This is a genomic window from Serratia sp. AXJ-M, from assembly GCF_046531865.1.
In the GTDB taxonomy this organism is placed as follows: domain Bacteria; phylum Pseudomonadota; class Gammaproteobacteria; order Enterobacterales; family Enterobacteriaceae; genus Serratia; species Serratia liquefaciens.
The window spans coordinates 2188642-2212565 of sequence record NZ_CP059394.1 but is presented as its reverse complement, the minus strand read 5'-3'; the positions used below and the strand labels follow the sequence as shown (position 1 = coordinate 2212565).

Sequence of the window (23924 nt, the reverse complement as noted above, 5' to 3'; positions counted from 1 at the left end):
GTTAACCGATAATGGCCTATTCGCAACGCATTGAAACCGCTATTTTTGATATGGACGGTTTATTGATCGATTCAGAACCGCTGTGGCTACAGGCAGAACTGGATATCTTTGGCGCACTGGGGCTGGATTTGTCAGACCGCCACAAACTGCCGGATACCCTGGGTCTGCGCATCGATCTGGTGGTGAAGATGTGGTACCAGGCCATGCCGTGGCAAGGGGTGTCGCAAGAAGAAGTCTCTGCACGTATTATCGAGCGCGCCATCGAGCTGGTGCGTGAAAAACGCCCCCTGCTGCCTGGCGTACAACAGGCGCTGGAGCTGTGCCGCAGCCTGGATCTGAATATTGGCCTGGCCTCCGCCTCACCGCTGCACATGCAACAACAGGTGCTGCAGATGTTTGACCTCGAAGGCTACTTTGATCAACTTGTCTCCGCCGAGTACCTGCCTTACAGCAAGCCGCACCCGGAAGTGTACCTGATCGCCGCCGAGCGCCTGGGCAGCGATCCCCTGCGCTGTATAACGCTGGAAGACTCGTTCAACGGCATGATTGCCACCAAGGCCGCGAGGATGCGTTCTATCGTGATCCCTGCGCACGAGTATCGTCATGATGGCCGTTGGTCGCTGGCCGACCACAAGCTCGATTCCCTTGAGCAACTCACCTCCGATCATCTGGCCTGATTTTCACGGCATCGGCTTACTGCCGGTGCCGCTAATCTGACTTCTCCCGCCTTTTCGTTGCTTAAGTTCAAAATCTGGCTGCACGCTATAAAATAAATAAAACATTATTTCATTTTTATTGAGTTACTGTAGCGGCCTCATTATGCTGCAGTTCAAGAAAGTCGCCGGACGTTAGGCACAGGCTGTCACTGCCACGCAGCCTTACCCTGTCGTCCGGCGCTTTCTCCTTCGCCCATCCCCTTACCGCAGCAAAAGCGTACAGCACTTGACCATTTAAGTAACAAGCCGTTGTAAAACCGGGAAAAATAAACAATTGGTTACAGGGTAACTGCTTCCACTACTGGGAATTTTCCCATATACTGGATAAATTAACAGTTTATCAGCCGGAACAGCAGTATGACCGCGGAAGGACATCTTATTTTTTCTGTCGCTTGCGCGATTTTCGCCAAGAAGGCCGAGGTGACCCCAGAGCTGGCAACGGGCGACTGGTGGCACATCATCCCTGCCGCGCTGTTGACCTCACTGCTGCCCGATATCGATCACCCCAAGTCGGTACTGGGCCAACGGCTGCGTTGGATTGCTATTCCGATATCGCGCGCCTTCGGCCACCGCGGTTTTACCCATAGCCTGCTGGCGATCGCCGGCGGCATGGCGTTGTTCCAGCTTGACGTGCCGCGCAGTTGGCCGATTCCGGCCGACGTCTTGCATGCCATGATCATCGGTTACTTCAGCCATCTGCTGGCGGATATGCTCACTCCCGCCGGCGTCCCCCTACTCTGGCCATGCCGCTGGCGTTTTCGTCTGCCGCTGCTAAATTCTCAGAAAGGCAATCAGCTTGAGCGCGCCCTGTGCCTGTGCCTGGTGGCTTTCGCTATCTATTGGCAGGGCGGATGCACCATCCCAGTGCAGTCTTATTTTGAACAAATAAAAAATATCAGACTGTGATCACATAAAAACGGACACTTAATAACCGCAGAGTGCATAAATTAAACAAATTTACGCAATGAGTTATATCAAATTCCATTTGGATATAAGTGAGCCGTTAAGCAAACTGTTACGATATTTAGTATCGCTACGCCATGGTGCATAGCCATTTTCATATAAGAAAAAATTTTGGAGACATTGGGGATGAATTTTCCGCTGGTTATTAACGTGGTGATTTTTGTCGCCCTCCTTTTGCTGTTGGCGCAAAGCCGCCATAAGCAATGGAGCCTGGCGAAAAAGGTACTGGTCGGCCTGGTCATGGGTGTGGTGTTCGGTTTGGCACTGCAGCTGGTGTACGGTTCGGACAATCCGGTACTGAAAGAATCCATCAGCTGGTTCAACATCGTCGGTAACGGCTATGTGCAACTGCTGCAAATGATTGTCATGCCGCTGGTCTTCGCCTCGATTCTGAGCGCGGTCGCCAAGCTGCATAACGCCTCTTCCCTGGGGAAAATCAGCTTCCTGACTATCGGCACCCTGTTGTTCACCACGCTGATTTCGGCGCTGGTGGGCGTGCTGGTAACTAACCTGTTCGGTCTGACCGCTGAAGGCTTGGTGCAAGGGGCGCAGGAAAGTGCGCGTCTGTCCGCAATCCAAAGCAACTATGTGGGCAAACTGGCCGACCTGACCGTACCGCAGATGGTGCTGTCCTTCATTCCTAAAAACCCGTTCGCCGATCTGACCGGTGCCAGCCCTACCTCGATCATCAGCGTGGTAATCTTCGCAACCTTCCTGGGTGTGGCGTCGCTGCAGCTGCTGAAAGACGACAAGCCGAAAGGTGAGCGCGTGCTGGTCGCTATCGACACCCTGCAGGCCTGGGTGATGAAGCTGGTGCGTCTGGTGATGAAACTGACTCCGTATGGCGTTCTGGCGCTGATGACCAAAGTGGTTGCCGGCTCTAACGTTCACGACATCATCAAACTGGGTAGCTTCGTCGTGGCCTCTTATCTGGGTCTGGCGATCATGTTTGCGGTGCACGCTGCCCTGCTGGCCTTCACCGGCGTTAATCCGCTGAAGTTCTTCCGCAAGGTATGGCCGGTCATCACTTTCGCCTTTACCAGCCGCTCCAGCGCCGCCAGCATTCCGCTGAACGTGGAAGCGCAAACCCGCCGCCTGGGCGTACCAGAATCCATTGCCAGCTTCTCGGCCTCGTTCGGCGCCACCATTGGCCAGAACGGCTGTGCAGGCTTGTACCCAGCGATGCTGGCGGTGATGGTGGCCCCAACCGTCGGGATTAACCCGCTGGACCCGGTGTGGATCGCGACCCTGGTCGGTATCGTCACCATCAGCTCCGCCGGTGTAGCCGGCGTGGGTGGCGGCGCGACTTTCGCTGCGCTGATCGTGCTGCCGGCAATGGGTCTGCCAGTGACGCTGGTTGCCCTGCTGATCTCCGTTGAACCGCTGATCGACATGGGCCGTACCGCACTGAACGTCAACGGCTCTATGGCGGCGGGTACCATCACCAGCCAACTGATGAAGCAAACAGACAAGTCCATTATGGACAGTGAAGACGAAGTGGAACTGGCTCACCAGTAAATTTCGTCGGCAATAAAAAACCGGGGCTTGTTCGCAGCCCCGGTTTTTTATATCTGCAATCCACTCAGGGCCGTTCGCCCGCCGCCAGTCGCTGATTGATTTCAGCAATTACATCCGGCAGTTGTGCCAATGTATCAATCACGTAGTGCGCGCCGGCGGAATACAGTTTATCGGTTGCCAAAGCGCGCCGCTTGTTAACTTCCGACTCACTCATTTGTTGGTATTCCTGCCAGGTAGCACCAAACTCGTTACCCGACAGCGCCAGCCCGATGCTCCACATGCCTGCATTCAATCCTTCGCTGATACCCGGCACTGCATCATCCACTTTCACACAGTGCGCCACCGAATCGATACCCAGCGTAATCACGTTTTGCAGCGCCATCCACGGGCCTGGACGCCCACCAGCGGCCAAATCGTCAGTCGCAACCCAGTGATCCGGCGCGTAACCTCGCAGCGCCGCTGCCGGCGCCAGCACCTCCATCACCGCCCGCGGATAACCCGAACAGGAACCTATCTTGATGCCCTGCTCACGCAATGCAGCAATCACCTGTGGCACACCCTCAATCGGATCGGCAAAGTCGACCACCTTGGCGATTTGCAACGGCATAAAAGCCTGATACAGCGCGTCAATGTCCTGATGACTCATGGAGCGGCCCAACTGCTGCCGCCAACGCGCATCCACCTCGGGCAATTTGCCCAAAGCCTCAATGTGCTGCCATTTGCCCAACCCCATCGGAATGCGCGCCTCCGCCAGGCTGATGTCGATATCAAAGGTCTGCTTAAAGGCTTCAACAAAAATCTGCGTTGGCGCAAAGGAGCCGAAATCTACCGTGGTGCCGGCCCAGTCGAGTATCACTGCGTTAATCTGACTCATGCTCATCCTCATTGCTCCCAGTACATTGCCTGCCCGACCGCGGCCAGCAAACGTTCGATATCCTGCGGGTAAACTTCGCCGATATTGCCAATGCGGAAGCAGTCGCTCTGCGATACCTTGCCCGGATAGATGACAAAGCCCTGCTGTTTCAGGCGCTGATAGAACTCGGTAAAACGGTAAGTGTCGGCCTTCGGGGAATAGAACGCGGTGATGATCGGCGAGTGCAAATCATCCTCCAACAGGGTTTCGAACCCCAGCGCGCGCATCCCAGCCACCAGCCGCTGCTGGTTTGCCCGGTAACGAGCGTGGCGGGCCTCAATCCCCCCTTCTTGCTCCAGCTCGCGCAGCGCCTGAGCAAAAGCCAGCACCGTATGCGTCGGCGAGGTAAAGCGCCATTTTCCGGCGTTATCTTCCATACAGCGCCACTGAGCATACAGATCCAACGACAACGAACGCGAGCGCCCCGCGCACTTATCCAGTTCATTGCGGCGGGCAATAACAAAGGCGAAACCCGGCACGCCCTGAATGCATTTATTGGCCGAGCTGATCAGATAATCAATGCCGAGCGCATCGACATCCAGCGGGATACCGCCGAAACTGCTCATCGCATCCACGATCAGGGTTTTGCCATTTCGCGCCGCCAGGCCTGAGACGCGCTCCAGCGGATTCAGCATTCCCGTGGTAGTTTCACAATGCACCATGGCGATATGACTGATGCCTGCATCGCCTTTCAATACCGCCTCCATCGCCTCAACATCCGGCTCATTCACTTCGCCACAGTTGAACGCATGGTGGTTGATGTCCATCAACCGGGCCATTTCGATCATCCGCGCACCATAAGCGCCGTTATTGACGATCAGCAATTTGTCCTGCGGCCCCATTACCGTGCCCAATACCGCTTCAACCGCAAAACTGCCGCTGCCTTGCAACAACACTGAGGTGTAGCCGGTTGACCGAGTCGCCAGCGCCTCGAGCTTCTGACGAATGTTCTGCACCACGCCCAGGTTGTAATCTTCATCCCAGGTACAGCTATCGAACAGCATCGCTTCCTTCACCGTTTTTGAGGTGGTCAACGGGCCAGGGGTTAACAGCAAATAATCGTGCTCAGACATTTCATTCACCCAATTGGTCTATACCAGATGAGTATTATACTGACCGCAACCCGGCCTTCGGGTCAAACGCCAACCGCAGGTGAAACAAAAAATTCATCTGCGCATGTATACCCCAAATAATTCGAGTTGCTTGTAGGCGGCAACTGAGTGAATCCCCAGGAGCTTACTCAAGTAAGTGACTGGGGTGAGTGAAGGCAGCTAACACCCAAGCCACTTGAAGTATGACGGGTATATAATGAGCGCGTGCCGTAATGCCATAGCGAGATGAAATGAAAGAACATCTGGGTGAGTTGCCCCACTACCTGCAAATCAAGGAACAGCTTCAGGCGCGTATCACTCGCGGCGCGCTGCAGGCGGGCGATAAGCTGCCTTCCGAACGTGAGCTGTGCGCCATTTTCTCTACTACTCGTGTCACCGTACGGGAAAGCCTGGCGCAGTTGGAAGCCACCGGTGCCATCTACCGCGCCGACCGCAGGGGTTGGTTTGTTACGCCGGAAAGGTTGTGGTTGGATCCGACGCAGAACACCAACTTCCACCGGTTATGCCAGGAGCAGGGGCGCACGCCGCGCACTGAGCTGTTGTCCGCCGAAAAAACCGCGGTGCCACTCGACGTAATGCGACCATTAGCGCTGGAGCCGAATGACCCAATTTATCTGCTGCGCCGCGTACGCTATGCCGACGGCCGGGCTATTTGCTATTGCGAGAACCACTGCCTACCGCAGCGGGTGCCTGAATTGCTCAACCAGGATCTTAACGGCAGCCTGACCGAGATTTATCAGCAACGGTACAATTTGATTTACCACCGGATGCACCTGTCGTTTTACCCTACCGCCCTGCCATACGCCGCCGCTACTGCGTTGGGCGCGATGGTTGGCCTGCCCGCACTGCTGCTGCGCCGGTTAAACTACGACCAGCACGGGCGAATTCTCGATTTTGATATCGAATACTGGCGGCATGACAGCCTGCGCATTGAGGTCGATACGCTGTGATCTCTGCCCTGTGCCAAACAAAAAAGGGCGCCGCCGGTGAATGGCTGCGCCCTTGATTTGGTCAACTGACGGGATCAGTACGGGTAGTCGTGATAGCCCATTTGCTCAGAAATGTTGCGCGCGGCGGTGTGCAGACGTTTGACGTAATCTGCCCTGGCATCTTCAGAGTAACGAATCGACGGGAACGAAATGCTCAGGCCGGCGGTCACTACGCCAAAGCGGTCAAATACCGGCACCGCAATACAGCGCAGCCCTGCTTCTTGCTCTTCGATGTCCTCACCCACACCTTGCTCACGCACTTGATCCAACAGCGACAGCAGCGCCCCGGCATCGGTCAGGGTATTCGGCGTGCTGCGGGTAAATTCAATCTGCGACAGAATTTGCGCCACTTCCGCCCTATCGCGCCACGCCAACAACACTTTACCGATCGCGGTACTGTGCAACGGGTTACGCCGACCGATGCGTGAATACATGCGCAGGTTATATTGCGCGTCGATTTTATGGATATAAACAATGCTGTCTTCATCCAGCGCCCCAAGGTGAATGGCTTCCCGGGTGTGATTCGACAGTTCACGCATTTGAACATCTGCAATACGGATCAGATCGACGTTCTGCAACGACTTGGCACCCAGTTCAAACAGCTTGAGCGTCAGCGCATATTTTTCCGTTTCCCCTTCCTGCGACACATAGCCCAACGACTTCATGGTCTGAAGAAAACGGTATACGGTACTTTTGGACATCATCACCCGCTGGGAAAGCTCTGTAATGCCAATCTCACGCTCCTCGCCCAGCGCCTGCAAGATACCGAATACCTTCAGCACGGAGGAAACCGCATCCGGTTGTTTGTCTGGATCTGCGTTCACCATAGTCAAAATCCTACCCAGCTTTTGTGTTTTAAGAAATTTGAACAAGGGTTTCAGTATACGCGGTACCGCAGAAGCCACGCAATCGGCTGGGCTGAATGCACGCTGGGATCTCATCGGTTATTACAATTGAACGGAAAACTGTGGATGCAATCGCAGACGAACATGATTAGCATGGTAATACTCCCCCGGATTAATACCTTCGAGATCAACATGCGTTCTTGTACCGACGGCCTCCCCGTCCCGCAGCGCTATGGGGCAATCCTCGCCATTGCCCTCGGCATTACCGTTTCCGTGCTCGACGGCGCAATCGCCAACGTGGCGCTGCCGACTATCGCCCGCGATCTGAACGCCAGCCCAGCCAGCTCCATCTGGGTGGTGAACGCCTATCAGTTAGCCATCACCATTTCCCTGTTGTCGCTGGCCTCGCTCGGCGATCTGATTGGCTATCGCCGCATCTATCAGGCCGGTTTGCTGGTCTTCAGCGTGACTTCACTGTTTTGCGCACTGTCAGACTCGCTGACGACGCTGACTATTGCTCGCGTGCTTCAGGGGTTTGGCGCCGCCGCCATCATGAGCGTCAACACCGCACTGATCCGCATTATCTATCCGCAACGTTTTCTCGGACGCGGCATGGGCATCAACTCGCTGATTGTCGCCTTTTCTTCGGCTGCCGGGCCCACGGTGGCGGCGGCAATCCTCTCGGTTGCCTCGTGGCAATGGCTGTTTGCCATCAACTTGCCGATCGGCATTGTGGCGTTGCTGCTGGGGATGAAATATCTTCCCGCCAATAGTCAGAAGAGCACCAATCAGCGTTTCGACCCAACCAGTGCGGTGATGAACGCCCTGACTTTCGGGCTGCTGATCACCGCCATCAGCGGTTTTGCCCAGGGCCAGAGCCTGACGTTGATTTTCAGTGAAATCGCCGCGCTGCTGGTCATTGGCTTCTTCTTTGTCCGCCGCCAGCTGCGCCAGGAATTTCCGCTGCTGCCGGTAGACCTGCTGCGTATCCCGATTTTCGCCCTGTCGATGGGCACCTCAATTTGTTCCTTTACCGCACAAATGCTGGCGATGGTCTCGTTACCATTCTTTCTGCAAGGGACGCTGGGCCGCGATGAGGTCGCCACCGGGCTGTTGCTGACCCCCTGGCCGCTGGCGATTATCGTCATGGCACCATTGGCCGGGCGGCTGGTGGAGCGGATCCACGCCGGATTATTGGGTTGCATCGGCCTGGCGGTGTTTGCATTGGGGTTATTCTTGCTGGCATTGCTGCCGCATAACCCTTCCGATCTGGATATCATTTGGCGCATGGTGCTGTGCGGCGCCGGCTTCGGGCTGTTTCAATCGCCCAACAACCACACCATTATTTCCGCCGCCCCGCGCAACCGCAGCGGCGGCGCCAGCGGTATGTTGGGTACCGCCCGCTTATTGGGGCAGACTTCCGGTGCCGCACTGGTGGCACTGATGTTCAATTTGTTCCCCACTTCCGGTACCCACGCTTCGTTGATTCTGGCCGGTACCTTTGCCACGCTGGCGGCGGCAGTCAGCAGCCTGCGCATTACCCAACCGCGTGCGCAAGCGGTAGAAAGCCGTGAGCAAGCCAAATAGCAGGCATAAAAATGTTATCGGCCAGTAATTGCGTAGCGAAGATGACGTTGACGTTTTTTCCTGAGGTCTTGAGCCATTGCCGGATGCGGACCGTGAAAGACGGCTCATCAAGGAATAGCCACGCTTCCTTGAGAATCAGCAACGCGGGCACGCTGTCGAAACAGACGCGCGGTTCAGGCGTGTGCCGGGCGTGGTTCGTGCGAACGCACCATGCCCAGTTCTTAGGCTACGGCAAGCAACGGAAATGCCGCAGCGCCATCGTCATTCCCTCTTGGAGGGTTGCATTGTGCGAGGTTCGCCAAGAACCGCCAACGCCTTGAACACGAACAATCCGCCCACGCCTGCGACCAGGGCCAGCGCGATGGCGAACAGCGTGGCGCCGCCCGCCAGCCCAAGCCTGTCGATCAGATAGCCGGCCGCAACCGGCAGCAGCCCCGCCGGGATATAGCCGCCGATGTTGAACACTGCATTCGCCTCGGCGCGCCGTCCGTCGGGCACATGCAGACCAATCAGGGTCAGGCCACCCAACTGACCCAGGCCCTGCCCGGCCCCCGCCAGCAGCGCCGCAACCACCAGCATCGATGCGAGCGAGGCATGCACGGCGATGCCCAGACTCGTCATCGCCAATACCGTGGCCGTGGTGCTGGCCAGGAAGATCGAGCGTATCGGCCAGTGGCGCACCGCGAACTGCACGCCTGTGGCGGTCAGGAACATGGCGCAGGCCATGCCGCCGGCGATAATGGGGCTACGCACGTCGAGCAGCCGGGACAGCAGCGATGGCCCCAGCGCCAACACAAACGAGGTTGCAGTGATACCCGGCCCAAAAGTGGCGATGCCGCAGGCCAAATGCCGCCGATTGGCGACGGGCACCGTGGGTAGCCGAAGGCGCAATGGTTGGCCGCCGGATCGAGCCGGACGGCACAAAGGCAGCAAGCAGGCAACGGCCAGCGCACTGCCGAGGACGGCCAGTTCGGTGGCGAACACCGACAGGATCGGATGCGCCCGCGTTTGCGCCAAGCCCCCCGCGAGCAGCGGGCCCAGTCCGGCTCCGAACACCATCGACACCGAAGCCAGCAACGCCGCCTGGCGCCTGCGATCGCTGCCGCCCAGATCGCCGACGGCCGCCATGCCAGCCGATACCATGACGCCCACGGCGATGCCCGTCAGCAGTCGGGCAATGCCCAAAGCCAGCACTGACTGCGCACCGGCGAACAGCAGGCAGGCCGTCAGCGCGGCCAGCAGGCCCGGCAGCAGGATCGGCCTGCGGCCATAGCGGTCGGACAACTGCCCGGCGACCAGCAAGGTGCCCAGCAACCCGGCGATGTAGAGGGCGAAGATAACCGTCAGCATGCCGGTGGAGAATCCGATTTCCTGCTGCCAGTAGACGTACAGCGGCGTCGGCGAGTTGGACAGCATGAACACGGCCGTCACCAGCCATGCCGCACCCCACATGGACACCGTCGATGGGCGGCCGGTCATGGATGAGCCTCTCCGGCGTTCTGCATCGCTGCGTCGACCACCCCGATGGGAAACTCCGACAGCGCGTATTCCGCCAAAACTTCGGCGGTGGTACGCCGCAACGGTTTCAGATTCAACGCGACGAGGGCCACCCCTTGCGCCTGTTGCCGCATCCAAAGGGAGACCCGCGCATAGGCCCGATGCTGGGTAAGGTCGCTCGGTAAGGAACCTGTCCCGGCCTGGCTCATACCGCCGCTCCCACATCTTCATGGGCACGCGAACGGCCGAGCAAGGCAAACACCAGCAATGCCGTCAGTGCCGACGACGCGGCCAGGACGTACAAGACCCAGCGGAATGCGTGGTCGTAGGTTGCCAACAGCAAGGCGCGTTCACCGGGCACCAGCGCGGACGCCTGCGCCAGATCGCCCAGCGCCGCACGGTTGGCGGCCTCGATCACAACGGCTGGAGCAGCCGCGTCCAAGGCGCCGAGCAATCCAGCCTGGAGCAGGAACGACAACAGCGCACCCGCCACTGCAATGGCAATACCGTCAGCCGAGACGCGCACGCAGTTGAAGATCCCTGTCGCCATGCCCGCGCGTTCTTTCTCCACTACGCTCACGGCCATACCATCCATCAACCCCCACGGCAGGCCAATACCGATACCGATAAGCGCCAGCGGCACCACCAACGCGGCACCAGCCCCTCCCGCCAGCACCTGGCCCAGCCAGATCAGCCCGATCGCCACCAGCAGCAGCCCGACGCCGGACAATATGCCGGAGGTAAACCAGCGCGACAGTAGCGCGGCAAGGAACGGCACCACCAGCAGCGGCGCAGCCAGGGCAATCATCATTTGCCCCGCTTCGAGCGCGCCCAGCCCGTCGATACCGATGAAACGGCCTGGCAGCATCACGATCAGCGTGACGAAAAAGAAGGCCGGCGACGCGCCCAGCACCTGCACGCCGACGAAACGCGCACGGCTGAACAACGATAGGTCGAGCATAGGGCGGGCGACACGACGCTCGATCCGCACGAAGGCCACGAACAGCACGGTCGCCGCCAGCAGCGAGCCGATGACCGCGGCGCTGCGCCAGCCGTTCTCCGGCGCCAGCAGGATGCCGTAGGTGAACAAAGTTAGTGCGGCGGTGAAGCTGATAGCGCCCGGCCAGTCCAGGCCCTTGGCCTGCGGGTCACGGGACTCCGTGGCGCTGGCCCAAACCAGCCCGAAGCCGGCCACACCGATCAGTGCCGTCGCCAGGAACACCCAGCGCCAGCCGGCAATTTCCACCAACCCGCCCGCCGCCAGCGGCCCGAAGGCCAAACCGATGCCGAACGTGGTGCCAAGCAGGCTGAATACCCGTGTGCGGATCGAGCCATGGAAGGTCTGCGCCAGCGAAGACATGGCGCCGGCGAAGGCGGCTGCGCCACCCAGGCCTTGAGCCAGGCGCAGGCCGTCGATCCAGCCGACCGAGGGTGCCAGCGGAATGGCGAACGTCACCAGCACGAACAGCGCCAGCCCAACCAGCCACACGCGCTTGCGGCCATAGGTATCGGTCAGACTTCCGGCCGCCATCATGGCGCTGCCGTAGGTCAGGATGTAGCCATTAACCACCCAGTTCAATTGCACTGCCGTCCCGCCCAGCTCCTGACTGATGGACGGCAGCACGACGGCTGGCCCGGTGAAGCACAACGGGATCAGGATGCCGGTGAGGCAAGCGGCCAGCAGTTGCAGCCAGTCGCGGCCGTTAGTACCGCCAATGGCGGCCGAGGCGTGTGTCATGGAAAAACTCCGCTAAAGAATCCGTGAAGGGACAGGCAGACACCAAAGCCATAGCTCGAAAGACAAGACAGCCGCATCCAACCTGTGCAGCCGTCAGCGTATGCGTTCGCACGGTTAAGAAAAATAGGCTAAGGTTCCGAACATATCGGACAAATATTCCTAGATGGGCGACGCAATGGATTTCCTCAACGGCATCGAGTTCTTCGTGCAGGCGGCCGAAGCCCGCAGCTTTTCTGAGGCTGGGCGAGTGCTCGGCATCTCGTCTTCCGCCGTAGGCAAGAGCGTAGCGCGGCTTGAAGAACGGCTGGGTGTGCGCCTGTTCCATCGCAGCACGCGCAGCATCACACTAACGGCCGAAGGCGCTTTGTTCCTTGAGCGTTGCCGGCGTATCCTCTCCGAAGTCGAAGCCGCGGAGCTGGAACTGTCGGAAACCCGGCAGGCGCCCCGAGGCAAGCTGCGCGTGAGCCTGCCGTTGGTCAGCGGCCTGGTCATGCCGGCGCTGACGGCCTTCATGCACCGCTACCCGGCCATCGAGCTGGATGTGGATTTCTCGGATCGGATGGTCGATGTGATCGAGGATGGATTCGATGCCGTCATTCGCACCGGGGAGCCAGCGGACTCCCGGCTGATGTCGCGTCCACTGGGCACCTTTAAGCTGCTGCTGATCGGTGCGCCCCGGTACTTCGCCGCACGCGGCACGCCAAGTGTGCCGTCCGACCTCACGGGCCATTCCTGCCTGCAACACAAGTTCCCGAGCACCGGAAAGTTCGAGCCGTGGCCCTTGCGCATGCGGGAGGGCGAAGCGGAACCTGTCCTCCCGGCCTCGATGGTGTGCAATACCACCGAGGCCCTGGTTCACGTCGCCCGCGATGGCCTCGGGATCGCCTGCCTGCCGGACTTCATGGTGTGCGACGCGATCATGGCGGGCGAGCTGGTGACGGTGTTGGACGACTTCAACCAGCACCAGGGCACCTTCCGCATGCTCTGGCCGTCGAGCAAGCACCTGGCGCCGAAGCTGCGCGCGTTCATCGACTTCATGAGCGCGGAGCTTTTTAAGTCCTGATGGTTCACGATCGGCTCGAGGGAGATCGAATCAATCTTACCCAATGAACAGCGTGGCCTGCGCAGGCGTTCGCCTCTGTCTGCTTGTATGAAAGCTTCTCCATCAGCCCGGCGACGCCTGAAATAAAAAACCCCGGCAAGCCGGGGTTTTTTACGTTCTTTGGGTTACTTCAGGTACTGGCCTGAACGCAGCGCTTCGATACGCTTATCGAGCGGCGGGTGAGACATGAAGAGTTCGCTGAACGACTTGGATTTGCCGTTAATACAAAACGCCATCATGCTGCCTGCTTCCTGCGGTTCATAGCTGGTTTTCAGCCGTTGCAGCGCCGCGATCATCTTCTCGCGGCCCACCAGTTTGGCGGAGCCTGCGTCGGCGTAGAACTCACGGTGACGCGAGAACCACATGGTGATGATGCTGGCCAGGATACCGAACACCAGTTCCAACACCATCGACACGGCAAAATAGATCATCGGGTTGCCGTTACCTTCCCCTTCACCGTCACGGTTACCCAGGAAGCCGGCGGCCACCTGCGCAATCAGGCGCGAGATAAAGATCACGAAGGTGTTCACGATACCCTGAATCAGCGTCATGGTCACCATGTCACCGTTAGCGACGTGACTGATTTCATGGGCGATAACCGCCTCCGCTTCGTCACGGCTCATGCTCTGCAGCAGACCGGTACTGACGGCGACCAACGAAGCGTTGCGACGCGCGCCGGTGGCGAAGGCGTTAATGTCCGGTGCGTGATAAATAGCGACCTGCGGCATGGCAATGCCCGCCTGCTGCGACTGACGACGTACCGTTTCCAGCAGCCAGTTTTCGGTTTCGTTACGCGGCTGTTCAATCACTTCCCCGCCAACGGAGCGCAGCGCCATCCATTTGGACATCAGCAGTGAGACAAAAGAACCGCCGAAGCCGAACAGACCGGCCATGATCATCAGGCCCTGAACGCTACTGGATTGGATTCCTGTCAGGCTGAGCACCAGCCCGAAAACCAACATCACCGCCAGGTTGGTGAGCAGGAACAGAGCTATACGCATCATAAAATGTTTACTTCCTCATAAATGTTAACAAAACGCTGCCTTGGATACCCTAGATCGTATGGGCATTCATCACAGTTTCAAGAGTTGTACGCCATTAACCTACTAAAAATACGAAACTTTACAAAAACGGCGCTTCAGCAATACTCCCCAAATTGTAAACGATTGTTGCGTAAAGCGGCGAGTTTTTATGGGAATTTTATCTGCGACCCAATCCGATCAACCGAACAAAATTCCGTCCCCTGCACAGGAAGCAAAGTGTCCGCCAGCCCCAGCCGGTAAGATTTACGTCACAAAGCGCTACCCTTACCGTCGCTCCCTGATCTATTTCCTCGCCGGCGGCAACTGGGCTTACGTAATCGCAAGAAAGCGGGCTGCACACCGGCCTCGCACTTCGAGGGGGCGGTATTTTAACGCTGTGGTTTACGTCCCAGCCCGCCCAGATGGGTATCTGCAAAGCCGCTAGCGTATTTCAGCCCATAACCCAAGGCTCGATCAAAACCGATATGCGCGCCCCAAATCAACGCCGCCATCAACCAGTGTGGCTGTTGGGTTCCCGCAAATACCAGGCCGCACAACGCGGGTCCAATATAAGAGTGGGCAAGGTTATAGCCGATGGCCCCCGCTTTTTTACCCAATACATAGGCCAGAAAAGAGATGTCGGGGATCAGGAAACAGGCGGCAAACAATCCCCAACGGTAGTGTTGTCCGTGGTATATCACCACGGACAGTATCAACACCAGCACGGCCTCAAAACGTAGTACAGCGCGCATTGGCGGGCTTAAGTCGCTCATCGTGACCTCACAAAACGTTTAATTTCGACTCGGGGCCCTGACCGCGCCCATTAAAAAACGCACCCTAAGGTGCGTTTTTCTTTTTGGTGCTTGGCTGCGTTACTTCGCTGCCGCTGGCTGCGCCTGTTCAAGGTGCGCCAGATCCAGAGCGATATGCACGGTTTCATCCAGGTATGGGTCGGGCTCCTGGTAATCCTTCGGCAGATCCTCCAGCTTCTTCAACGGCTTTTTACCGGCGCGCTGCAGGCGGTCATTAATGCGCTGCAGACGGGTAGCGTCATCATCGTGGTTTTCTTTCTCGCGCTGGGCAAGATTGAGTGAAACGATGTTGCGCTTGTCCTTCAGCGCCTTGTAATGCGCGATATCCTGCGCGATGTACTGGAACTCAGGATCCTTGGCGATACGCTGCTCGTGATCTTTCAGCAATTCAGGATCGAAAGGCTTCAGATCGCCAGTTTTGGTGTAGGTCGCCGCATTAATACTGTCCCACGGCATCGCATTGTCTTCAAAGGCTTCACCGGTTTCCGCCGGATCAATGCCGCTCGGCATCAGGATATCCGGGGTTACGCCTTTACGCTGGGTACTGCCGCCATTCACGCGGTAGAACTTCTGAATGGTGTATTGCACCGAGCCCAACGCCGGCCATTCCGGACGCAGCATCTGGTCGTAAATGCGGTTCAGCGAACGGTACTGCTGGACGGTGCCTTTACCGAAGGTCGGTTCACCGACGATCAGCGCGCGGCCGTAGTCCTGCATCGCCGCAGCAAAGATCTCGGAAGCCGAGGCGCTGAAGCGGTCAACCAGCACCACCAGCGGCCCTTTGTAGTAGGTCACGCCGTCGGTGTCCGCGTCTTCACGCACCTTGCCGTTGTTGTCACGTACCTGCACCACCGGGCCGCTCGGAATGAACAGACCGGACAGTGATACCGCTTCGGTCAGCGCGCCGCCGCCGTTGGTGCGCAGATCGATGATCAGGCTCTTGACGTTCTGCTTGGCCATCTTCTGCAACTGAACTTTCACATCATCGGTCAGGCCAACGTAGAAGCCTGGGATGTCCATCACCGCGACTTTCTCTTTGCCGACGGTCTTGATGGTCATCTTCACCGCGCGATCTTCCAGACGAATACGCTCGCGGGTCAGTGTGACCACACGGGTTTTGGTACCTTTGCCCGCAGGCAGGATATCCAGGCGCACTTTGCTGCCCTTCGGCCCTTTGATCAGCGAAACCACATCGTCCAGACGCCAGCCGATAACATCAACCATAGGTTTACCCGCCTGGCCAACGCCGACAATACGGTCACCCACGGTGATCGCCTTGCTCTTCGCCGCTGGGCCACCCGGTACCATGGAATTGATCAGGGTGTAGTCGTCATCCATCTGCAGCACTGCACCGATGCCTTCCAATGACAGGCTCATTTCGGTGTTGAACTGTTCGGTATTGCGCGGAGACAGATAATTGGTATGCGGGTCGATTTCATGCGCAAAGGCATTCATCGCCAGTTGGAATACGTCTTCGCTGTTGCTTTGCGTCAGGCGCTTAATAGCGAACTGATAGCGTTTGGTCAGCGTTTCGCGAATTTCCTTGTCGGTCTTGCCGGTCAGTTTGAGGTTCAGCTCGTCATATTTGACTTTGGCATCCCACAGACTGTCCAGTTCGGCCTTGTCTTTCGGCCACGGCGCTTTGCTGCGGTCGAGATCGATAGTGTCGTTGCCGGTGAAGCTCATTGGCTTTTCCAGCAGCGACAAGGCATAGGTGTAACGCTCAAAACGGCGTTTTTGGGCCAGATTGTACAGCGCGTATGGCGTATCCAGCTTACCGCTTTTCAGCTCTTCGCCAAGCTGGTTGCGCTTGTCGGCGAATTGCGCCACGTCGGAGGCCAGCAACACGTTATGGTTGTAGTCCAGCATATTCAGGTAACGATCGAAGATCTTGCCTGAAAAGTCCGCATCGAGGGCAAACTGACGGTAATGAGAGCGAGTGAAGCGCGAGGTTACGCGCTCACTCACCGTTGCATGTTGCGGTTCCTGCTTAAGCTGGGGCAGTTGATCGATGCGGATGTTGGCTGTGTCCGCTCCGTAACTGACGCCCGCCCACAACAGACCCGCGACTGCTGTTAATCTGACAAATTTGTTCATGCCTTGGTTGGCCTCCGTATCAGAACTGCAAGTGTTCTGCGCGCACAATCATCGCCAGACCGGAAGAGAGCTGCACACGTACGCCATCTTTAGCGATTTCGAGTACGGTAGCATCCATCGCGCTCTTGCCTGCTCTGACTTTGATTTCTTGGCCAATTTGCAGTTTAGAGATATCCGTGACTGGCACATGGCGCTGCTGGCTTTCCTCTTTGACTTCACGAGGTTGACGAGCGGGCTGTGGGCGAGTTTGTGGGCGTGGCTTGCGGTTCTCCGGTGCGGCTCCGCCTTCGCGACGTGCAGCAGGTTTTTTACCGGCTGGACGTGGACGACGCGGTTGCGCATCGGCTGATTCGCCGGCAGCTTCACGTTTTTTGGCGTTTTGCTCGGCACGCTGTGCCTGAACGCGCGCTTTCGCTTCTTCAAGCTGTTGGCGGGCATGATCGACATGCTGCTGTTCGAGTTCACCGCACGGGTTGCCGTCTAAATCGACGCGCTGCGCGCCAACTTTGACGCCGTACAGGTAACGCCAGCTAGAGGTGTACAGGCGCAGGGCAGAACGCAATTGCGTTTTGCTGAGGTTCTCTTCCCCTTGAACACGCTCGACCAGATCCTGAAAAATACCGATTTTCAACGGGCGAGCTTCGCCCTCGGCGCTAAAGCAGAGCGGAAAACGCTCGGCAAGAAAAGCAATGACTTCTTTACTAGAGTTCAACTTAGGTTGATTTTCCATGAAATTTCCTGATTACAACGGGTTTGCCAACCAGCGCAGGCATGAACAGGCGTCATTATAATGACGCCATCGGTAAATGCCACGTTAACCGTAGATCAACTTGCTGCCACAGTGACATATTTCGCTCTATCACACTGTTCCAGCTGCGCACAAAGCCCCGCCACCACTGCTTCCAGGCCCCTTTCGTCCTGTTCGTCGAAACGTTGATAAACTGTGCTGTCGATATCAAGAACGCCGATAATCTGACCGCTAACATTCAGCGGCAGCACAATTTCTGCATTACTGGCTGCGTCACAGGCGATATGGCCTGGGAACGCATGGACATCACCAACACGTTGCACGCGGTTTTCCGCCACGGCAGTCCCGCACACGCCCTTGCCTACCGGAATACGTACGCAGGCGATTTTCCCCTGGAACGGACCGAGCACCAATTGCGCACCGTCCATCAGATAAAAACCTGCCCAATTGACGTCATCAAGGCGCTCGTTGATCAACGCACTGGCGTTGGACAACGCGGCGATAAAGTTGGTTTCCCCGTCAAGCAGCGCGCACAAATCACGTTTTAATTCCGCGTAGAATTGTTCTTTTGTCATGTGTTAACCATTAATACCGTGAAGATGGCCAGAAGCCCAAGTCTTAAGCCCTATAAAATAAGCATTAAATGCCTATAGCCACAAGGTTAATCATCTGTTGCTTCACAAAACCCTACCGGGCAAGGTATGTTTGCCGGTCTGAAACCCTGTTTTGCCGCCCGGCGCTTGAACCGATGAGCACGGACAGATTTATTTTTCAGCTACGCTAACTGTTGCGGCGAGCTATAGGGCAGCTTTTCTCATGATGAAAATACACGCTATCACCGGCCCACTTTCCAAAGCACGCCACCAGCGCTGTTGCGAATGCGACCTGCTGTTTGTGTTGCCGCCGCTAAGCGGTAAACAGGCAGCCTACTGCCCGCGTTGTGATGCGAAGGTGGTCAGCGGACGCGACTGGTCGATGACTCGACTGACCGCCATGGCGGTCACCATGTTGCTGCTGATGCCCTTCGCCTTCAGCGAACCGCTGATCAGCATCCGCTTGCTGGGCGTACGTATCGACGCCAGCCTGCTGGAAGGCATCTGGCAGATGAGTCGCCAGGGTGATCCTATCACCGCCAGCATGGTGGCGTTCTGCACCATAGGTGCTCCACTGACGTTGGCGCTGTCGCTTCTGTACCTGCGTTTCGGCCATGCGCTGGGCATGAACCTGCGCCCGGTGCTGCTGATGCTGGAACGGTTAAAAGAGTGGGTGATGCTCGATATTTATTTGATTGGTATGGCCGTGGCAACCATAAAGGTCAAAGAGTATGCCGATATCCAGGCCGGCAGCGCCCTGATCGCCTACCTGTCACTCACCCTGCTCAGCATCCTGACGCTGATCCACGTCAATCTGGAACAGCTGTGGGAACGCTACTACCCGCAAGAGCAACCTGAAGGCCCACCGACGGCACTGCATATTTGTCTGTCGTGCCATTTCACCGGTTATCCCGATGAGCGCGGACGCTGCCCGCGCTGCCATGTGCCCATGTGCCACCGTCAGCCCTACAGCCTGCAAAAAACCTGGGCGGCGCTGATTGCAGCAATGATTTTACTGATCCCGGCCAACCTGTTGCCGATATCGATCATTTACGCCAATGGCGCCCGGATGGAAGACACTATATTCTCCGGGGTGGTGTCACTGGCAAGCTCCGGCAATGTGCCGATCGCCGCCATCGTCTTCATCGCCAGCGTGCTGGTGCCCTTTACCAAGGTCATTGTGCTGATCACGATATTGTTCAGTATTCATTTCAAAACCTCGCACAGCCTGAAAACGCGCATTCGCTTGCTGCGGCTGGTGACCTGGATCGGCCGCTGGTCAATGCTCGATTTATTCGTTATTGCACTGATGATGTCGCTGGTGAACCGCGACCAGTTGTTATCTTTTACTATGGGACCGGCAGCCTTTTACTTTGGGTCTGCGGTTATTTTAACTATTCTTGCCGTAGAGTGGCTGGATAGCCGATTGATTTGGGATGCACATGCAACAGGAAACGCCGAATACACCGACTGAAGCGCGGGTCAAAAACAAGCGCCGCATTTCGCCATTCTGGTTACTGCCGTTTATTGCCCTGCTGATTGCGGGGTGGCTGGTCTACAGCAATTTCCAGGAACGCGGCACCACGGTGACCATTGATTTTCAGTCTGCGGCAGGCATCGTCGCTGGCCGTACCCCGGTGCGCTATCAAGGGGTAGAAGTCGGCACCGTGCAAAGCATCAGCCTAAGCAAGGATCTGCGCAGCATCGTGGTCGAAGCCAGCATCAAGAGCGATCTGGAAGACTCGTTGCGCGACGGCACCCAATTTTGGCTGGTTACGCCAAAAGCCTCATTGGCGGGTGTGTCAGGCCTGGATGCGCTGGTCGGCGGCAACTACATTGGCATGATGCCGGGCAGCGGGCAGCCGCAAACCCACTTCACCGCCCTCGATACTCAGCCCAAATACCGGCTGAACACCGGCGAGCTGATGATTCACCTGCATGCCGACGATCTGGGGTCGCTCAATACCGGCTCGCTGGTCTATTACCGCAAAATTCCGGTCGGCAAGGTGTATGACTACACCATCTCCGAAGGGAATAAAGGCGTCACTATCGATGTGCTGATCGATCGCCGCTTTGCCAATCTGGTGAAGGGCAACAGCCGTTTTTGGAACGTTTCCGGCTTTAAGGGCGATTTCAGCCTGTCGGGCGCCTCGGTGCAGATGGAAAGCCTGGCCGCGCTGGTTAACGGCGCCATCGCTTTTGATTCACCGCTCGACGGTCAACAGGCCAAGGCCGATCAAAGTTACACCCTCTATCCGGATCTGGCGCACAGCCAGCGTGGCGTTAACATTACGCTTGATTTGCCCAGCGGTAACAGCCTGAGTGAAAATCACACGCCGCTGATTTATCAGGGGCTGCAGGTAGGTACTTTGACCAAACTGACGCTGGAACAAGACAGTAAGGTCACCGGCGAACTGACCATCGATCCGTCGGTGGTGGATTTAATGCGCAGCGGTACGCGGATCGTCATGCGCAGCCCGCGCTTGAGCCTTAACGACGCTAAACTCAGCCAGCTGCTGACCGGCAATACGCTGGAGCTGGTGCCGGGCGAAGGCGAGCCGCAGCAGCACTTCAACGTGCTGGACAGCAGCGAAACCCTACTGCAACAGCCGGGCGTGCTGACCGTAACGCTTAACGCGCCGCAAAGTTACGGCATCGACGTTGGCCAGCCGCTAGTGGTTCATGGTGTTAAGGTCGGGCAGATAATGAGCCGCGCATTGACCGACAGCGGCGTGGTGTTCACCGCCGCCGTGGAAGCCCAATATCGCCGCCTGCTGCATAAAGACAGCAAGTTCGTGGTCAACAGCCGCGTCGACGTCAAGCTGGGGCTCGATGGCATGGAAGTGCTGGGTGCCAGCGCGCAGGAATGGCTGGACGGCGGCGTGCGCATCATCCCCGGCAGCAAAGGCGATCCAGTCGGCCAGTATCCACTGTACGGCAACAGCGAAAAGGCCGAAGCCGGCATCGTCGGTAACAGCCCAACGCCGACCCTGACGCTGAACGCCGTGAGCCTGCCTGACGTTCAGGCCGGTTCGGTGGTGCTGTACCGCAAATTCCAGGTGGGCGAAATTGTTAACGTGCGCCCCAAAGCCAACGAGTTTGAAGTCGATGTTTATATCAGCCCGGAATACCGCAAGCTGTTGACCAGTGAAAGCATCTTCTGGGCCGAAGGTGGCGCCAAGGTGCAGTTGAACGGCAACGGTCTGACGGTACAGGCATCCCCGCTTAACCGCGCGTTGAAAGGCGCCATAAGTTTCGACAACCTGCAGGGCGTGACGCTGGACAAAGGCGCCAAACGCGTACTGTACGCCACGGAAACCGCCGCCCGCGCGGTGGGTAGCCAGATCATCCTGAAAACCTACGACGCCAGCAAACTGTCGCCGGGTATGCCGCTGCGCTATCTCGGCATCGATATCGGCCAGGTGGATTCGTTGAAGCTGGCGCCAGAGCGAAATGAAGTGTTGGCCAAGGCGGTGCTGTATCCGGAATACGTCCAGACCTTCGCACGCCTGGGCAGCCGATTCTCGATTGTCTCGCCGGAGATTTCCGCCGCCGGAGTCAGCAACCTCGATACCCTGCTGCAACCTTATATCAACGTGGAACCGGGTCGCGGGCGCGAGCTGCGCAGCTTTGAGCTGCAGGAAGCCAGCATCACCGACTCGCGCTATCTGGACGGTCTGAGCGTGATCCTTGACGCGGCCGAAACCGGCTCGCTGCAGATTGGGACCCCGGTGCTGTTCCGCGGCGTGGAAGTGGGCACCGTCACCGGTTTCTATCTGGGGGCCATGTCCGATCGCATCCACGTGGCGCTGCGCATCAGCAAGAAATACCAATATCTGGTTCGCAACAACAGCGTGTTCTGGCAAGCCTCCGGCTATAACCTGCAGTTTGGCCTGACCGGCGGCGTGATCAAGAGCGGCACCTTCCAGCAGTTCATTCGCGGCGGCATTGCTTTCGCCACCCCGCCAAGTATTCCGCTGGCGCCTAAGGCCACGCCGCACAAGCACTTTATGCTGAATGCGGAGGAACCTAAGGACTGGAGAGACTGGGGCACCGCCATCCCTAAAGAGTAAATAAGTCACCTTCTCAGGGGCTCAGCAATGCTGGGCCCCTACTGTTTCCAGCTTTGTGGTAAACTTCCGCCCTTATTTTGACAGCTGCCAGAGAGCTCACCCCGTGGCCAAACCTGCCTCCGTTTATTTGCCGCCCGCCTTTCTTGACGCGACGCGTGCCATCATGCCCGCCGACCTGTCGATGGACGATTTTATTGCCGCCTGCCAACGCCCGCTGCGCCGCAGCCTGCGAGTGAATACGCTGAAGACCAGCGTTACCGACTTTTTGACGCTGGTGCAGGATTACGACTGGCAGTTGGAGCCAATCCCCTGGTGTACGGAAGGCTTTTGGATCGAACGCAAAGACGAGGAACTGCGGCTGGGTAGCGCGGCGGAACACTTGAGCGGCCTGTTCTACATTCAGGAAGCCAGCTCGATGCTGCCGGTCAGCGCACTGTTCGCCGCAGGGGAAGCGCCACGTCGGGTGCTGGACGTCGCCGCCGCGCCGGGTTCCAAAACCACTCAGATTGCGGCCTTGATGAACAACCAGGGTGGCATTGTGGCGAACGAATATTCCGCCAGCCGGGTCAAGGTGCTGCATGCCAACATCAGCCGCTGCGGGGTTAAAAACACGGCGCTCACCCACTTTGACGGGCGGGTATTCGGCGCCGCACTACCGGAAAGCTTCGACGCCATTCTGCTGGATGCACCCTGCTCCGGTGAAGGCGTAGTACGCAAAGATCCGGACGCCATGAGCAACTGGTCGCCGGAGAGCGTTGCCTCCATCGCCGAGACTCAGCGCGAGCTGATCGACAGCGCCTTCCATGCCCTGGCACCGGGTGGCGTCATGGTCTACTCCACCTGCACGCTCAACGCGCAGGAAAATCAGCAGATCGTCAACGGGTTGCTGGCGACCTATGGCGACGCGGTCAGCGTCGAACCATTGGGCGAACTGTTCCCAGGCGCCAAACAGGCCCTGACCGCCGAAGGCTTCCTGCACGTGTTCCCGCAGATCTACGACAGCGAAGGCTTCTTCGTGGCCCGCCTGCGCAAACATCACTCCGTGCCCGCGTTGGCGAAACCAAGCTATAAGCTGGGCAAATTCCCGTTCGCGCCGCTTTCCGCCAAGGACTCTGCTGAAATCGCCCAGGCCGCCGCTGCTTCCGGGTTGGTCTGGGATGAAACCAGCCGCCTGTGGGCGCGCGATAAAGAGATTTGGCTGTTCCCCGCCGAGCTGGAAACGTTAGTCAACAAAGTACGTTTTTCCCGCATTGGGCTAAAACTGGCCGAACGCTTCACCAAAGGCTATCGCTGGCAGCACGAAGCGGTGATCGCGCTGGCGGCGGCTGACGGTAAGCAGCGCTTTGAGCTGGATGCCACACTGGCGCAGGAGTGGTATCACGGCCGCGACCTGTACCCGGACTCACCGCCGCTGACCGATGAATGTATTGTGACCTATCAGCAACAGCCGCTGGGGATCGCCAAACGCATCGGCAGCCGGATAAAAAACAATCTGCCCCGCGAACTGGTTCGCGACGGCGCGTTGGATTTTCATCAGTAGCTACGCTGAAACTGGCCGGGAAATGCCGGCCAGTTAATGGCGCTAATAATATTCCGATA

Annotated in this window: 20 protein-coding genes; 9 read left to right on the top strand and 11 right to left on the bottom strand. The window is 57.8% G+C overall.

The features are described 5' to 3' along the window. The first annotated feature begins 11 nt into the window (after positions 1-11). From hxpB to H0S68_RS10370, 3 genes are all read left to right on the top strand, one after another. Positions 12-677 carry a hexitol phosphatase HxpB gene (gene hxpB, locus H0S68_RS10380; RefSeq protein WP_262255358.1) on the top strand — a complete coding sequence of 222 codons (666 nt, stop codon included), beginning with the start codon at positions 12-14 and terminating at the stop codon, positions 675-677. Positions 678-1073: 396 nt separating this feature from the next. After that, complete coding sequence (locus H0S68_RS10375) at positions 1074-1622, top strand: metal-dependent hydrolase (RefSeq protein ID WP_020826560.1); 549 nt, start codon at positions 1074-1076, stop codon at positions 1620-1622. 183 nt (positions 1623-1805) lie between these two features. Next, entirely contained in the window at positions 1806-3197 is a 1392-nt protein-coding gene (locus tag H0S68_RS10370; RefSeq protein ID WP_020826559.1) for an L-cystine transporter, read from the top strand. A gap of 64 nt (positions 3198-3261) precedes the next feature. Here the strand turns inward: H0S68_RS10370 and phnX are convergent, their stop codons facing one another. Continuing rightward, positions 3262-4071, bottom strand: a complete 810-nt coding sequence (gene phnX, locus H0S68_RS10365) for a phosphonoacetaldehyde hydrolase (protein WP_020826558.1) — start codon at positions 4069-4071, stop codon at positions 3262-3264. An 8-nt stretch (positions 4072-4079) separates the two neighbouring features. Beyond that, the gene (phnW, locus tag H0S68_RS10360; RefSeq protein ID WP_122079033.1) at positions 4080-5183 is read right to left on the bottom strand and encodes a 2-aminoethylphosphonate--pyruvate transaminase; all 1104 of its coding nucleotides are present in this window, start codon (positions 5181-5183) and stop codon (positions 4080-4082) included. Positions 5184-5452: 269 nt separating this feature from the next. On the opposite strand from phnW, the gene phnR reads away from it, so the two are divergent. Then, positions 5453-6172, top strand: coding sequence for a phosphonate utilization transcriptional regulator PhnR (phnR, locus tag H0S68_RS10355; RefSeq protein ID WP_122079031.1), 720 nt, complete (start codon positions 5453-5455; stop codon positions 6170-6172). Positions 6173-6246: 74 nt separating this feature from the next. Here phnR and kdgR read toward each other — a convergent pair whose 3' ends face one another. Further along, positions 6247-7038: a DNA-binding transcriptional regulator KdgR gene (gene kdgR, locus H0S68_RS10350; RefSeq protein WP_122079028.1), complete on the bottom strand. Its 792-nt coding sequence runs from the start codon at positions 7036-7038 to the stop codon at positions 6247-6249. 210 nt (positions 7039-7248) lie between these two features. Between kdgR and H0S68_RS10345 the strand changes: the two genes are divergently transcribed. Then, positions 7249-8643, top strand: a complete 1395-nt coding sequence (locus H0S68_RS10345; protein WP_142816421.1) for an MFS transporter — start codon at positions 7249-7251, stop codon at positions 8641-8643. A 261-nt stretch (positions 8644-8904) separates the two neighbouring features. Here the strand turns inward: H0S68_RS10345 and H0S68_RS10340 are convergent, their stop codons facing one another. The 3 genes from H0S68_RS10340 to H0S68_RS10330 are packed head-to-tail and all read right to left on the bottom strand — an operon-like array spanning position 8905 to position 11878. After that, a complete protein-coding gene (locus H0S68_RS10340) occupies positions 8905-10122 on the bottom strand; it encodes an MFS transporter (protein WP_217331172.1) in 1218 nt (405 codons plus the stop codon). Further along, positions 10119-10349 carry a hypothetical protein gene (locus H0S68_RS10335; protein WP_217331171.1) on the bottom strand — a complete coding sequence of 77 codons (231 nt, stop codon included), beginning with the start codon at positions 10347-10349 and terminating at the stop codon, positions 10119-10121. Before H0S68_RS10335 ends, H0S68_RS10340 begins: the two co-directional genes overlap by 4 nt. Beyond that, positions 10346-11878 carry an MFS transporter gene (locus H0S68_RS10330; protein WP_410529370.1) on the bottom strand — a complete coding sequence of 511 codons (1533 nt, stop codon included), beginning with the start codon at positions 11876-11878 and terminating at the stop codon, positions 10346-10348. Before H0S68_RS10330 ends, H0S68_RS10335 begins: the two co-directional genes overlap by 4 nt. 175 nt (positions 11879-12053) lie before the next feature. On the opposite strand from H0S68_RS10330, the gene H0S68_RS10325 reads away from it, so the two are divergent. Next, positions 12054-12941, top strand: a complete 888-nt coding sequence (locus H0S68_RS10325) for a LysR family transcriptional regulator (protein WP_046373767.1) — start codon at positions 12054-12056, stop codon at positions 12939-12941. A gap of 164 nt (positions 12942-13105) precedes the next feature. Here the strand turns inward: H0S68_RS10325 and htpX are convergent, their stop codons facing one another. The 5 genes from htpX to H0S68_RS10300 form a co-directional block, all read right to left on the bottom strand. Further along, positions 13106-13984: a protease HtpX gene (htpX, locus tag H0S68_RS10320; protein ID WP_020826553.1), complete on the bottom strand. Its 879-nt coding sequence runs from the start codon at positions 13982-13984 to the stop codon at positions 13106-13108. A gap of 407 nt (positions 13985-14391) precedes the next feature. Beyond that, positions 14392-14775: a DUF4260 domain-containing protein gene (locus H0S68_RS10315; RefSeq protein WP_273854645.1), complete on the bottom strand. Its 384-nt coding sequence runs from the start codon at positions 14773-14775 to the stop codon at positions 14392-14394. Positions 14776-14874: 99 nt separating this feature from the next. Then, positions 14875-16911, bottom strand: a complete 2037-nt coding sequence (gene prc / locus H0S68_RS10310) for a carboxy terminal-processing peptidase (RefSeq protein ID WP_020826551.1) — start codon at positions 16909-16911, stop codon at positions 14875-14877. 19 nt (positions 16912-16930) lie between these two features. Continuing rightward, the gene (proQ, locus tag H0S68_RS10305; protein ID WP_020826550.1) at positions 16931-17641 is read right to left on the bottom strand and encodes an RNA chaperone ProQ; all 711 of its coding nucleotides are present in this window, start codon (positions 17639-17641) and stop codon (positions 16931-16933) included. Between the two features lie 95 nt (positions 17642-17736). Next, the gene (locus H0S68_RS10300; RefSeq protein ID WP_410529369.1) at positions 17737-18234 is read right to left on the bottom strand and encodes a GAF domain-containing protein; all 498 of its coding nucleotides are present in this window, start codon (positions 18232-18234) and stop codon (positions 17737-17739) included. Between the two features lie 244 nt (positions 18235-18478). On the opposite strand from H0S68_RS10300, the gene yebS reads away from it, so the two are divergent. The 3 genes from yebS to rsmF all read left to right on the top strand — a co-directional run bounded on the left by yebS (position 18479) and on the right by rsmF (position 23865). After that, the gene (gene yebS / locus H0S68_RS10295; protein ID WP_048762701.1) at positions 18479-19726 is read left to right on the top strand and encodes a membrane integrity lipid transport subunit YebS; all 1248 of its coding nucleotides are present in this window, start codon (positions 18479-18481) and stop codon (positions 19724-19726) included. Then, positions 19695-22325, top strand: coding sequence for a PqiB family protein (locus tag H0S68_RS10290; RefSeq protein WP_020826547.1), 2631 nt, complete (start codon positions 19695-19697; stop codon positions 22323-22325). Before yebS ends, H0S68_RS10290 begins: the two co-directional genes overlap by 32 nt. 103 nt (positions 22326-22428) lie before the next feature. Beyond that, positions 22429-23865 carry a 16S rRNA (cytosine(1407)-C(5))-methyltransferase RsmF gene (gene rsmF / locus H0S68_RS10285; protein ID WP_410529368.1) on the top strand — a complete coding sequence of 479 codons (1437 nt, stop codon included), beginning with the start codon at positions 22429-22431 and terminating at the stop codon, positions 23863-23865. The last annotated feature ends 59 nt before the right edge of the window (positions 23866-23924 follow it).